Source organism: Streptomyces sp. NPDC047315, from assembly GCF_040643215.1.
GTDB lineage: Bacteria > Actinomycetota > Actinomycetes > Streptomycetales > Streptomycetaceae > Streptomyces.
This window is the reverse complement of record NZ_JBEYTZ010000001.1, coordinates 19,843-32,579: the sequence shown is the minus strand read 5'-3', so window position 1 is coordinate 32,579 and position 12,737 is coordinate 19,843. Positions and strand designations below refer to the sequence as shown.

General features: G+C 73.3%; 12 protein-coding genes. 4 read left to right on the top strand and 8 right to left on the bottom strand.

The genetic code is table 11. From position 1 onward, the window contains the following. The first annotated feature begins 485 nt into the window (after positions 1–485). The 3 genes from ABZ842_RS00145 to ABZ842_RS00135 all read left to right on the top strand — a co-directional run bounded on the left by ABZ842_RS00145 (position 486) and on the right by ABZ842_RS00135 (position 2,296). Positions 486–1,184: a M23 family metallopeptidase gene (locus tag ABZ842_RS00145; RefSeq protein ID WP_361528987.1), complete on the top strand. Its 699-nt coding sequence runs from the start codon at positions 486–488 to the stop codon at positions 1,182–1,184. A gap of 137 nt (positions 1,185–1,321) precedes the next feature. After that, positions 1,322–1,828 carry a helix-turn-helix transcriptional regulator gene (locus tag ABZ842_RS00140; RefSeq protein ID WP_361528984.1) on the top strand — a complete coding sequence of 169 codons (507 nt, stop codon included), beginning with the start codon at positions 1,322–1,324 and terminating at the stop codon, positions 1,826–1,828. A gap of 39 nt (positions 1,829–1,867) precedes the next feature. Continuing rightward, positions 1,868–2,296, top strand: coding sequence for a VOC family protein (locus ABZ842_RS00135; protein WP_361528981.1), 429 nt, complete (start codon positions 1,868–1,870; stop codon positions 2,294–2,296). A gap of 139 nt (positions 2,297–2,435) precedes the next feature. Here ABZ842_RS00135 and cseC read toward each other — a convergent pair whose 3' ends face one another. The 6 genes from cseC to ABZ842_RS00105 form a co-directional block, all read right to left on the bottom strand. Further along, entirely contained in the window at positions 2,436–3,758 is a 1,323-nt protein-coding gene (gene cseC / locus ABZ842_RS00130; protein ID WP_361529933.1) for a two-component system sensor histidine kinase CseC, read from the bottom strand. Positions 3,759–4,048: 290 nt separating this feature from the next. Next, positions 4,049–4,750 (bottom strand): two-component system response regulator CseB, encoded by a 702-nt coding sequence (gene cseB / locus ABZ842_RS00125; RefSeq protein WP_361528978.1) that lies wholly within the window; start codon positions 4,748–4,750, stop codon positions 4,049–4,051. 8 nt (positions 4,751–4,758) lie between these two features. Then, on the bottom strand, positions 4,759–5,490 hold the full coding sequence (locus ABZ842_RS00120) for a hypothetical protein (RefSeq protein WP_361528975.1): 732 nt from the start codon (positions 5,488–5,490) through the stop codon (positions 4,759–4,761). A 47-nt stretch (positions 5,491–5,537) separates the two neighbouring features. Next, entirely contained in the window at positions 5,538–6,128 is a 591-nt protein-coding gene (locus tag ABZ842_RS00115) for a SigE family RNA polymerase sigma factor (protein WP_361528971.1), read from the bottom strand. 320 nt (positions 6,129–6,448) lie between these two features. Then, positions 6,449–7,381, bottom strand: a complete 933-nt coding sequence (locus tag ABZ842_RS00110) for an A/G-specific adenine glycosylase (RefSeq protein WP_361528968.1) — start codon at positions 7,379–7,381, stop codon at positions 6,449–6,451. Positions 7,382–7,699: 318 nt separating this feature from the next. Continuing rightward, a complete protein-coding gene (locus ABZ842_RS00105) occupies positions 7,700–8,398 on the bottom strand; it encodes a phosphatase PAP2 family protein (protein WP_361528965.1) in 699 nt (232 codons plus the stop codon). A 255-nt stretch (positions 8,399–8,653) separates the two neighbouring features. Between ABZ842_RS00105 and ABZ842_RS00100 the strand changes: the two genes are divergently transcribed. After that, positions 8,654–9,469 (top strand): hypothetical protein, encoded by an 816-nt coding sequence (locus ABZ842_RS00100; protein ID WP_361528962.1) that lies wholly within the window; start codon positions 8,654–8,656, stop codon positions 9,467–9,469. Positions 9,470–9,825: 356 nt separating this feature from the next. On the opposite strand, the gene disA is transcribed toward ABZ842_RS00100, so the two are convergent. Continuing rightward, positions 9,826–10,977 (bottom strand): DNA integrity scanning diadenylate cyclase DisA, encoded by a 1,152-nt coding sequence (gene disA, locus ABZ842_RS00095; RefSeq protein ID WP_361528959.1) that lies wholly within the window; start codon positions 10,975–10,977, stop codon positions 9,826–9,828. 44 nt (positions 10,978–11,021) lie between these two features. Next, positions 11,022–12,524, bottom strand: coding sequence for a DNA repair protein RadA (radA, locus tag ABZ842_RS00090; RefSeq protein ID WP_361528956.1), 1,503 nt, complete (start codon positions 12,522–12,524; stop codon positions 11,022–11,024). Positions 12,525–12,737: the final 213 nt, after the last annotated feature.

Sequence of the window (12,737 nt, the reverse complement as noted above, 5' to 3'; positions counted from 1 at the left end):
CACGTTATCCGCCCTTCTTCCGCGCCCCCGACAACGCCCGCTGACGCCCGAGGTTAGTGGCGCGGGCCACAAATCCGCGGGCGAACCCGTGACAAGGCACACAGGCCCGATCAGCCCTACTAGCCGCTTTAGGAGCTTTTTATGGCGTTATGTCCCATATGGGGTGTTGATCGATGTCGGGATGGTGGCCCCTCGATGGGTTCGCGCGAGGTGGGGCGGTGTCGGCGAGGGGTCGTCCGCTTCGGACCACCGCCCGCACGTGCGGCGGGACCGGTTTCCGCGTCGAGGGGCGAGGTGTGGAGTCGCGGCTCGACCGGCCGCTCCCAAAAGGTGTCAAGGGGATGAATCACTCCCTTCTCGCTACGACGGAATGTCGTAGTTGGGGGGTTTGAGGTGAAGTGCCGGGGTCGGTTACCAAGGGATGGCCAACCCGCCCGGCGCATTTCCCGCGTCGGGTCCCTTTCTGCCCGGAGGCATTCATCCCTATGACGCGCATCACTTCCCGTATCCCCCGCCCGGCCGTTCTTCGTACCCGCGCCGGCATCCTGGCCGCAGGCTTCGGAGCGACCGCCGTGCTCGGAACGGGCGCTGCGTTCGCCGTAGAGGCCACCACCTCCACTCCGGCCCAGGCCGCCGAGGCCAAGGCGCCGGAGGCGAAGCCCGCCGCCGCGAAGCCCGAGGCCAAGGTCGAGACCAAGCCGGCCGCAGCCCCCGCCGCTCCCGCGGCCCCCGCCCCGAAGGCCGCCCCCAAGGCCGTCGCCGCGCCCTCCTGGGTGAAGCCGCTGGACTCCTACGTCCTGAGCGCCACCTACGGCAAGGCCGGCGGCATGTGGACCAGCAACCACTCCGGCCAGGACTTCGCCGTCCCGACCGGCACCTCCGTGAAGTCCATCGGCGCCGGCACGGTCGTGAAGGCCGGCGGCAACGGCGCCGGTGACGGCCCCGCGTACGGCAACGCCGTCGTGATCAAGCACAACAACGGCATGTACTCGCAGTACGCCCACCTCAACTCGGTCGGCGTGTCCGTCGGCCAGAGCGTGAAGGCGGGCCAGGAGATCGCCAAGTCCGGCAACACCGGCAACTCCAGCGGTCCCCACCTGCACATGGAGATCCGCAACACCGCCAACTACGGCAGCGCGGTCGACCCGGTCTCCTTCCTGCGCTCCGTCGGCGTCTCCATCTGACGAGACTGACGCACCCCACTGGGGAACCACCCCATTCCGCCGCGACCCCGAGGTCGGCCACCGCCGCCTCGGGGTCGCGGCGTCCCCACGCTCCGTAGCGCCCCTGCGCTGTCAGTGCCGGCTGGCACCATCGAGACATGGCACGTCCACCCGCGCACCGGACCCCGGCGGCGGAGTCGGCCCGTCTGGCCCGGCTGCGCCAGCTCAGGCGCGCCAAGGACGCCATGGACCGCGACTGGGCGCAGCCGCTCGCCCTGGACGCGGTGGCCGCCCGCGCCGGGTACTCCCGCTATCACTTCGTCCGCGCCTTCAAGGCGGAGTACGGCCTCACCCCCGGGCAGTACCTGTCGCGTCGCCGCATCGAGCGCGCCGCGGAGCTGCTGCGCACGGCGGACCTGGCCGTCACCGAGATCTGCCTGCTGGTCGGCTTCAGCAGCCTCGGCACCTTCTCCGCCCGGTTCAAGGAGCAGACCGGCCACACCCCCAGCGCTTACCGCGCGCGCCACGTCGAGCGCGGCAGCGCGCTGATACCGGGGTGCTACGCCCTGCTGTGGGCCGGCGGCTTCCCCGAGCGCACCCCGCCGCCCGCCCCCTCGACACAGAGCGCAACTTTCGAGAAGCGGGGGGCAGCGGGCGGTGCCTAGGTTGGCGGAGCGAGACCATCCGCCACCGAAGGAGCAGCGATGATCAAGGGCCTGGGGATCTCCACCGTCTGGACGCTCGACCAGGAGCGCACCAAGGCGTTCTTCCGGGACAGGCTCGGCTTCGAGGTCCGCTCGGACCTCTCCATGGGCGACATGCACTGGGTGACCGTCGGCGCGCCCGACCAGCCCGACGTCGAGCTGGCCCTGATGAACCCCGACCACCTGGACCCGGAGTCCGCGCAGGCGCTCAAGACCATGATCAGCAAGGGGGTGCTGGGCGCCGGTGCGTTCCGTACGGACGACTGCCGCGGGGACTACGAGACGTTCACGGCCCGCGGCGTCGAGTTCGTCCAGGAGCCGAAGGAGCGCCCGTACGGCATCGAAGCGATCTTCCGCGACGACAACGGCAACTGGTTCTCGCTGACGCAGCGCAGCGCCGAGCTGGACTTCTCCAAGGAATGGGGCTGAGCTCACCCGGGCGCACAGATCCCACCGGGCGCACAGGCCCACCCGGGGCCACGGCCCACTCGGGGCCACGGCCCACTCGGGGCCACGGCCCACTCGGGGGCACAGGCCCCCCTGTGGGTCGCGGCCCTCCCGACTTGAGTCAGCCCGCGTCCACGGGCAGCACCGGGAAGCTCCCCGTGTCCGTGGGCGCGTGCTCGGGCAGCCACAGCACGGCGACCGCGCCGCCGGACTCGCCCAGCGGGGCCGCCCCCTCCTCGCCGGCGTTGCGGAACGTCAGCCGGGCCCCCAGGACCCTGGCCTGCCCCGCCGCGATCGTCAGCCCCAGGCCGTGGCCGGTGCCCGCGCGGTCGCTCGCGCCCGTACGGAACCGGCTCGGGCCCTCCCGCAGCAGCGCTTCCGGGAAGCCGGGCCCGTGGTCGCGCACCCGCACCACCCGCCCCTCGACCGTGACCTCCACCGGCTCGGCCCCGTGCTTCGTCGCGTTCGCCAGCAGGTTCAGCAAGATCCGTTCCAGCCGCCGGGGGTCGGTCGCCACCCACGACTCGTGCACCACGTTCACGGTCACGTCCGGGTTGAGCTGGGAGATCCGGCGCCGTACGAACTCCCCGAGGGCGATCTCCTGGAGCTCGGCCCGCTCCGACGCACCGTCGAGCCTGGCCACCTCCAGTACGTCCTCCACCAGCGTCCGCATGGCCTGCGCCCGGTCCCGCACCAGCTCCGAAGGGCGGCCGGGGGGCAGCAGCTCCGCCGCCGTCAGCAGCCCCGTGACCGGGGTGCGCAGCTCGTGGGCGATGTCCGCGGTGACGCGCCGCTCGGCCTCGATGCGCTCGTTCAGCGCGTCCGTGAGCGCGTCCACCGCCCGCGCCAGGTCATCGGTCTCGTCGCGCACGACGCCGCCGATGGCCTCCCGCACCCGTACGTCCGTCTTGCCCGCGGCCACGGTCGCGGCGGCAGCGGCGGCCTTGCGCAGCCGGCGCGAGATCTGCCCGCCGATCAGGACGCCCAGCGCGCAGCCGCCGAAGACCACCGTCACCGAGCCGATGGTCAGCGCCCGGTCGAGGTCGCCGAGGATGGTGGCGCTGCGCCCGGCGAACGTGGTGCGCAGCGAGATCACGTTGCCGTCGGTGGTGGGGACCGCGGCCCAGATCTCCGGCGGGCCGTTCGAGGCGTCGCGCACGTACGTCCCGCGCCGGCCCTGCTTCAGCAGGTCCTGGAGTTCGCGCGGCAGCGCGGGGTCGTTCAGCTTGGTGCCGAAGCGGGCGTCCTTGTTCTTCGACGTCTCGTACAGGCGCTGGGCCAGCGCCACCCGGTCCATCTGCACGTCGCGCGCGTTGTCGAGCATGGAGACGCGCGCCGCGTTGTGCACCACCAGGCTCAGGGTCACCGCGATGAGCGCGCCGACGGCCGCGATCGCGATGCTGATCTTCCAGCGGATGCCGGTGCGGAACGCGAACCGAGACAGGAAGCGCGACGCCAGCGCCCCAGTCCTCGTTCCCGACCCCGGTCCCGCCCCCGACGGCGATCCGGACGACGACTCGGATACGGGCCCGGACACGGGATCGGAAACCGGCCGCGAATCGGACACGGAAACCGGCCCGGCTCCCGGGGTTCGCCGCCCGTTCCGTTCCTCGGCGCGCCACCGGGCCACCTGCTGCTCGACGCGCGCGGCGACCCGCTGCGCCGCCTGCCGCTCGACCGCCCGCCGCCCGAACCAGGTCCGGGCCCGCTCCCCGGGCGGCCGTCCGCTCCGCTTCATGCCTTGAGCTTGTAGCCGAAGCCGCGGACCGTCTCGATCCGGTCCTGGCCGATCTTGCCGCGCAGCCGCTGCACGTGGACGTCGACGACCCGGGTGTCCCCGCCCCAGCCGTAATCCCAGACCCGTTCCAACAGCCGGTCGCGCGACAGCACGGTCCCCGGCGCCGTGGAGAACTCCAGCAGCAGCCGCATCTCGGTCGGCGTCAGCGCCACCGGCACGCCGCCCTTGCGGACCTCCATGCCCTCCGTGTCCACCACCAGGTCACCGAAGGCCAACAGCGCGCCCTGCCCGCCCGAACCCTCGCCCACGGCCGCGTCGCCGCCGCCCGCGTGCCCGAACCGGCGCAGCACGGCACGGATCCGGGCCACCAGCACCGCACCGTCGAACGGCTTGGTGACGTAGTCGTCCGCGCCCGCCTCCAGGCCCAGGACGACGTCGATCGAGTCGGCCCGCGCCGACAGCATGATCACGGGCACGGTCGACTCGTCGCGGATGCGCCGGCACAGGCTCACCCCGTCGAGCCCGGGCACCATCACGTCGAGCAGCGCGATGTCGGGGCGGTCCGCCCGGAACGCCTCCAGCCCCTGGAGCCCGTCGGGCATCGCGGTCACCACGAACCCCTGCCGCTCCAGCGCGATCTGCGTCGCCTCCCGGATGACGTCGTCGTCCTCCACGAACAGGACATGGGTCTCGGCCATCGGGTCCCTCAGTTCTCGCTCGGCGGTGCGCTCGGCAGCGGTACGGTGACGCCCCTGCGGAGCAGCCCGGACGGCACGGGCACCGGCTCCTTCTGCGACTCCGTCGACGGCCCGACCTCCGCGGGCGGCTCGGCGGGGAAGACGTACTCGCCCCCGTCACCGTCACCGCCGCCCGGATACTGGTTGCGCACCCAGTGCAGCTGGTTGAACCGGCTGCCCGACCAGTGGAACGTCGTCACTTCCTCCGCGGTCGGCTGCGCCGCGACCGGCGCCCCCTCCTCGTACACCTGCTTGGTGACCACCAGATCGCCGCGGTCGATGGACGAGACGACCGCCGGCTCCTCCGACGCGAAGACGTTCTCGTAGCCCGTGGCGGTGGGGCGGAACACATACGTTCCGACGTTCACGGCGTCACCGCAGGTCATGACGTTGACGACGACGTCCGGCGACGAGGCGCCGGTGAGATTGCCGAGGGCGGAGTCGACCGGGTACGAACGGTTCTCCTTGGTGCACGGCTTGAGGTCGGCCTTGATCCGCTTGTGCACCTTCGGGTCCTCCAGGAGGAGCTTCACCGGATCCGGGGCGCGGCCGTTCGGCGCCGCGGAGCTGCCGGAGCCCGCGGGGGACGGAGTGGTGCCGCCCTTCGCCGAGTCCGGATACGCCGAGCCCTCGTCCTGCAACCCGGTGCCGCCCGCCGAGCAACCGGCCGCGAGCAGGCCGAAGACGGCGAGCCCGGCCATCGCCGCTCTGCTCGCCGTCGTCCTACCGGACCCGTCGCGTCCGCCCGTCAGGCCGCGCACCGCTCCTGCCCCCGTCCGTCCTGCTGCCCGTCGATGTGTCGTCCCCGCCGCCCCGCCCGGTCCCGGATCCCCAGGTCCGCGCACTCCTCGGCCCGGCTCTCCAACTCCTGGCGCAGCCGCGCCAGCGCCCGGTGCAGGGTGCTCTTCACCGTACCGGTCGACATCCCCAGGGCGGCAGCCGTCTCTTCGGTGCTCATCTGCTCCCAGTGCCGCAGCACGACGACGCTGCGCTGCTTGGGGGCCAGCACCTTGAGCACGTCCATCAACAGGGCGCGGTCCGCCCGCTGGTCGGCGCCGTCGTCGACGGTCGCGTCCGGCAGCTGCTCGGTGGGGACCTCGTCGAGCTTGCGGGCGCGCCACCACTCCGTCCGCGTGTTGATCATCACGCGGCGCAGGTAGGCGTCGGCGAGCGACTTGTCGGCGATGCCGTCCCAGCGGCCGTAGGTGCGCACCAGAGCGGTCTGGAGCAGGTCCTGAGCGTCGACCGGGTCGGGCACCAGCCGGCGGGCGCTGCGCAGCAGCGCGTCCTGCCGACTGCGCACGTAGTCCTCGAACGCGAGCACCTCGCCCTGCGCCATGCCAACCGCCTCCGCCCCGTGTCAGGCCCGTCCGCTGGCGCGATGGAGACGGTGTCCCGTCGCGCTTCCCGTCGTCAGCTCCTGCTTCGTCCTTGCGTCACAGAAATTACGGAGCGGTTGTCACGGGGCTGTGCTGCGCAGCCGTCGGCGGACGCACGGCCACCCATCGGTTGTGTAACAGGGGGTCCCCCCACGCCCTCCGGGCGCAGGGGGCGGAGGGCGTGGGGCGGAGGCGGTGGGGCAAAGCGGGACGGATCGGCAAGGGAGGGCGTACAGCCCGTCGGCGCGGGGCCGTGAGGGCGTGGGGCCGCGGGGCCTGCTCAGCCGGGGAGGCGGTACGACCCGTCGTACAGCGGCTCGACCAGCCCGTCCGCGACCAGCCCGTCGAGTGCCCGGGCCCGCTGGACCGGCTCGTGCCAGACCGCGTCCAGGGCCGCCTGCGACACCGGCGCCTCGGAGGCCCGCAGCACCGCCAGCAGCTTGCCGCGCACCTGACGGTCCGTCCCGGCGTACGTCTGACCGCGCCGCGCGGCGCCCTGGTGCGCCGGCTTCCCGGCCAGCCGCCAGGTGCACTGGGCGGCGATCGGGCAGCGTCCGCACTCCTCGTTGCGCGCGGTGCACACCAGCGCGCCCAGCTCCATGGACGCGGCGGCCCACTTCGCCGCGGTCTCGTCGTCGTCCGGGAGCAGGGAACGGGCCAGCTTCCGCTCGGCGGCGGTGGTCGCCGTCGGCGGGTACTGGATCCCGGTCGAGGCGCGGGCGAACACCCGGCGCACGTTGGTGTCGAGGACCGCGTGGCGCTGTCCGTACGCGAAGGAGGCCACCGCAGCCGCGGTGTACTCGCCGATGCCGGGCAGCGCGAGCAGCTGCGCGTGGTCCTTCGGCACGTCGCCGCCGTGCCGCTCCGCTATCGCCTGGGCGGCCCCGTGCAGCCGCAGGGCGCGGCGCGGGTAGCCGAGCCGGCCCCAGGCGCGCACGGCCTCGCCCGCGGGTTCGGCGGCCAGGTCGGCGGGCCTGGGCCAGCGCTTGAGCCACTGCTCGTACACCGGGAGCACCCGGTTGACGGGGGTCTGCTGCAGCATGAACTCGCTGACCATCACGCCCCACGCGCCGGCCTCGGGGCGGCGCCACGGCAGGTCGCGGGCGTGCTCGTCGAACCAGGCGATCACGGGGCTGTGGAGGGACGCGGCGTCGGAAGAGGAGATGTCGCCGGCGCGGCCGGCGGGGGCGGGGGCAGTCGTGGTGTCAGTCATGGCCCCTCGATCCTGGCACGCCGGCGGGGGCCGCCGCCGCAGCCGCCCCGGCCCATCGGCTAAGCGGCGCACAGGGTTCCGGCCGTTGGGCGCAGCGCCTACGACCACTTGGTCCGCGACCGGTTGGCGCACGGCGGGCGGCGGTCCGCTGCGTCCCGTTCGGCCACCGGCGAGCGAGACCGCGGCACCCCGCCGGCCGCGCGCCGGCGGGGTGTTGGCCCGGCGCGGACCGGGCCGCTCGTCAGGGTGCGGACGCCGGGGCGGCGTCGCCCTGACGGGGCGGGGACGCCCCCGGGGGTACGAGTGCCTCCCGCCCGCTCACCGGTCGCGCGTCGGCGTGGTGCGGGCGTGGCGGCCGGGCCCGCCGGCGCCGCCGTGGTCTCCGTGGCCGGTGTGATCGGGGGTTGCGACGGGTCCCGGGCCGGCGAACCAGACCACCACGCCCGTACGGCTCGACCGCATCGACGTCAGCAGCGCCGTCGCCGGCCGCGTCAGGGCGACGACGAACGCGACCGCGACCACCGAGCCCAGCACCAGGCCCACCATCACGTCGTGCGGGTAGTGCACCCCGACGAAGACCCGGGAGAACGCCATCAGCAGCGCCATCGGCACCGTGAGCAGCCAGATCCGCCGCCAGGCCAGCACGAGGGCGATCGCCGCGGCGCCCGCGATGGAGGCGTGGTTGCTGGGGAAGGACCAGTCGCCGGTCGGCGGACACTCCACCAGGGACCGGGCCGCGTCCGTGACCGTGCGACAGGGCCGTTCCTCGTCGAACAGGGACTTCAGGGACTCGCTGACGACGTAGCCGAACGCTGTCGCGAGCGGCGCCAGGACGGCGACCGCCAGGGCGCGGGCGTCGGCCACGCGCGCCCGCCACCAGGCGACGAGGAAGAGCACACCGAACAGCAGCAGCCCCGCCTCGGTCCACAGCTCGGCGAGGTGCTGCACCCAGGAGGGGGTGTCGTGGGCGAAGTCGGTGATGTCGCGGTAGAGACCGCGGGTCAGGGAACTGTCCATGCTCGAAAACGTACCGGCGCGCCTTCCGCGCCACTCGGGGCGATCGGCAGCAGCCGCCCCCGACGAAAGTAAGGGGCCGGGCCCCTCGCCCGTACGACCGCGGGCTGACCGTGGGTCGGCTGAGGGTCGGCCGGCCCTGGGTGACCCGTTACGCACCCGTGCGGGCAGCCGAACCGGGATGATGATCCGTAGAACTTCGGACGAGTGCGGCGGGTGGGACGGGAGTTGGGCGCGTCCTCTCGTAGAGTTTGATCCGTGGGAACTCTGCGCAATCCGATCGGGCCGCTCCCCTCCTCCATCTATTGGCGTCGGAGGGCTGTCGCGCTGTCACTCGTGGCCGTCCTCGTCGTGCTGGTCATCTGGGCGATCAGTTCCGGCGGGGGCGACGGGGACAAGAGCGACAGCGCCAACGGAAGTTCCTCGCCCGCGCCGTCCATCACCCCGGGCCCCGGCCAGTCGGGGCCGGCGATCAGCCAACAGCCCGGCGGGCGCGACGAGCCCGGGCGGACGGGCGGCGGCGGTAGCCCGGGCGGCGACGGCGGCACCGGTACGGACCCGGGCGGTACGGACACCGGCGGCGCCGGCTCCGACGGTGCCAGCGGCAGCGGTAGCGGCGGCGCGGGTTCGGGTGGCGGCGTGGCGGCCGAGCGCCTGCCCGTGGGATCGGTGCTGCCCAACTGCCCCTCCGGCTCGATGCAGTTGGGCCTCGCCACCTCCGTGGACTCCTACGCCCCGGGGCAGCGTCCGGTGTTCCGACTGAGCGTCACCAACTCGTCCGCCACCACCTGCAAGGTGGACCTCGGCGGTGCGTCGGCGGTGCTGAAGGTCACCGACGACGGGAACGACGCGGTGTGGTCGTCGAAGGACTGCCCGCGTGACGGCGCCGCCGCGTGGGTGAAGGTCCCGGCGAACTCGACGGTGACCCACTCCGTGAGCTGGGAGCGCAAGCGCAGCGCGCCGCAGTGCGCAACGCCGCCGGCGGCGCCGGTCGCCGCGGGTACGTACCTGGTCGAAGCGCAGTTCCCCGGCGAGACGGTCCCCCCGGCGTCCTTCGTCCTCGCGAAGGACTAGGCCCTTCGTACCCGCGCCTCCGGACGCAGCGACGGTTTCCCTGCGGGATGCTTGGTCTCTGCGGCCCGGTGGTGGGCTTGTCGCGCAGTTCCTCCCCCTGTGCCCTGCGGGCACGGGGGGACCCCGAGCGCCCCCCAAACAGCTCCGCCCCCAGCCTGCAGGCGAATGACGGGGCAAACCTGGCACGGTCCGCAGACGGACGGGGTTTTAGGGGCGCGGGGAACTGCGCGACAAGCCACGGACGAGCCGCAGACGCCGTAGTACAGCTCGCCGCACGGCGATATCGCGCCTGCCGAAGGCGACCCGCACCGTAGGAAGGCGCTCGGGGGGAGAGGTCGCGGAACCGCCCGGCAGGGTCAGACGTAGCGTTCCAGGATGGACGATTCCGCGAGGCGCGACAGGCCCTCGCGGACACTGCGCGCCCGCGCCTCGCCGACGCCGTCGACGGCCTGGAGGTCGTCGACGCTCGCCGCGAGCAGCTTCTGCAGCCCGCCGAAGTGGTCCACCAGGCGCTCGATGATCGCGCCCGGCAGCCGCGGCACCTTCGCCAGCAGCCGGTAACCGCGCGGCGAGACCGCCGAGTCGAGCGTCTCGGGGGAGCCGCTGTAGCCCAAGGCGCGTGCCACGGTGGACAGTTCCAGCAGCTCGGAGTGGGTGAGGGCGTCCAGCTCGGAGAGTGCGTCGTCGACCGTGCGCGACCGCTGCGCGCCCTTGCCGGGCGCGGCCCTCGGAGACGTCGGCTCCGGTACGTAGTCCTGGGCGACCAGCTCGCGCTCGGGCTCGACGCCCGCGATCAGCTCGTCCAGCTGGAGCGAGAGCAGCCGCCCGTCGGTGCCGAGCTCGACCACGTACTCGGCGATCTCCGTGGCGATGCGGCGCACCATCTCCAGGCGCTGTGCGACGGCCGTGACGTCCCGGACCGTGACCAGGTCCTCGATCTCCAGCGCGGAGAGGGTGCCGGCGACCTCGTCGAGGCGGAGCTTGTACCGCTCCAGGGTGGCCAGCGCCTGGTTCGCCCGGGACAGGATCGCGGCCGACTCCTCCAGGACGCGGCGCTCCCCGTCCACGTACAGCGCGATCAGCCGCATCGACTGCGACACCGAGACGACCGGGAAGCCGCACTGCTTGGAGACGCGGTCCGCGGTGCGGTGCCGGGTGCCGGTCTCCTCCGTCGGGATGGAGGCGTCCGGGACGAGCTGCACGCCCGCCCGCAGGATCTTGGTGATGTCCTTGTCGAGGATCAGCGCGCCGTCCAGCTTGCACAGCTCGCGCAGGCGCGTCGCGGTGAACTCGACGTCCAGCACGAAGCCGCCGGTGCACATCGAATCGACCGTCTTGTCCATGCCGAGGACGATCAGGCCGCCGGTGTTGCCCCGGAGGATGCGCTCCAGGCCGTCGCGGAGCCCGGTGCCGGGCGCGACCGCGCTCAGCGCGGTGCGGATCCGTCCTTCGGTGCCCGAGCCCGCGCCGGACTTTCCGGGTGCTGGTGCCCGGTCGTTGGCTGCCACTGCACTCCTCCGGCTCGTACGGATGGGCGAGACCGGGGCAAAGTCTACCGGCGCTGCTCCGCGGCCCGCGGGCCGTCCTCGCCCGCCGTGCGCCGGGCGCGGTCGGACGCGCCCTCGCGGGCGCTCCACGGCGCCGTCTCCGGGCCCCCGCCGGGCGCCGCCGGCGCGCTGCGCCGCCGCCCGCGCGGCAGCACCCGCAAGGCGTCCCCCATGTCGGCGACCTCGATCACCTTCATGCCCGCGGGGACCTTGCCCGGGTCGCCCGGCACCAGGGCGTGGGTGAAGCCCAGCCGGTGGGCCTCGGCGAGTCGCCGCTGGACGCCGGTGACGCGGCGCACCTCGCCCGCGAGGCCGACCTCGCCGATCGCGACCAGGTTCTTCGGCAGCGGGGTGTCGCTGGCGGCCGAGGCCAGCGCCAGCGCGATCGCCAGGTCCGCGGCCGGCTCGGACAGCCGGACGCCGCCCACCGTGGCGCTGTAGATGTCCCGCTTGCCGAGCGCGCTGATCCGCCCGCGCTGCTCCAGCACGGCGAGCATCATCGACACCCGCGAGGTCTCCAGGCCGGAGGTGGTGCGCCGGGGGGAGGGGATCTGGGTGTCCACCGTCAGCGCCTGCACCTCGGCCACCAGCGGTCGGCGGCCCTCCAGGGTGACCGTCAGACAGGTGCCGGGCACCGGCTCGTCACGCCGGGTCAGGAAGAGGCCGGAGGGGTCGGCGAGGCCGGTGATGCCCTCGTCGTGCAGCTCGAAGCAGCCGACCTCGTCCGTCGCCCCGTAGCGGTTCTTGATGCCGCGGACCAGCCGCAGCCGGGCGTGCCGGTCTCCCTCGAAGTGCAGCACCACGTCCACCAGGTGCTCCAGCAGCCGCGGGCCGGCGATCGCGCCGTCCTTGGTGACGTGCCCGACCAGGAGGGTGGACATGCCGCGATCCTTGGAGGCCCGGATCAGGGCGCCCGCGACCTCCCGCACCTGGGCCATGCCGCCGGGCGCGCCGTCGATCTCGGGCGAGGCGACCGTCTGCACCGAGTCCATGATCAACAGGGACGGCCTGACCGCGTCCAAATGGCCGAGGACCGCCGAGAGATCGGTCTCGGCGGCCAGATAGAGGTGGTCGTGGACGGCGCCGATGCGGTCGGCCCGCAGCCGCACCTGGCTCGCGGACTCCTCGCCCGTGACGTACAGCGTGCGGTGCTCGTCGCTGGCGGCCTTGGCCGCCACGTCCAACAGGAGCGTGGACTTGCCGACGCCGGGCTCGCCGGCGAGCAGCACCACCGCGCCCGGCACGAGACCGCCGCCCAGCACCCGGTCCAGCTCGTCGACGCCGGTGGACCGGGCGGTGGCCTGCCGGCCGTCGACCTGGCCGATGGGGAGCGCGGGGGAGGACACCCGGCCCGCGGCGGTGGTCCGCACGGCGGGCGCGCCGAACTCCTCGACCGTGCCCCACGCCTGGCACTCGGGGCAGCGGCCGAGCCACTTCACCGTCGTCCAGCCGCATTCGGTACAGCGGTAGGAGGGCCGGTCCTTCGCGGATTTGGTACGGGCAGCCATGGGGAAACCGTAGCCGCCGGCACTGACAATCCAGCCCGCCGTACCCGTCTGTGGCCCTCTGTTGGTGTTTGTGTTCACCTGTGGGTGCCTGTGGGCTTCTGGGGCCACTCATGGGTGGCGCGGGCGCGGCGGAATGGACGATCGCTGTCCCCCTTTGAGCGAACTGTTCACCCGTAAGGATTAAAAGAGGGCAAGCGGTAAGAACGGGGTCAG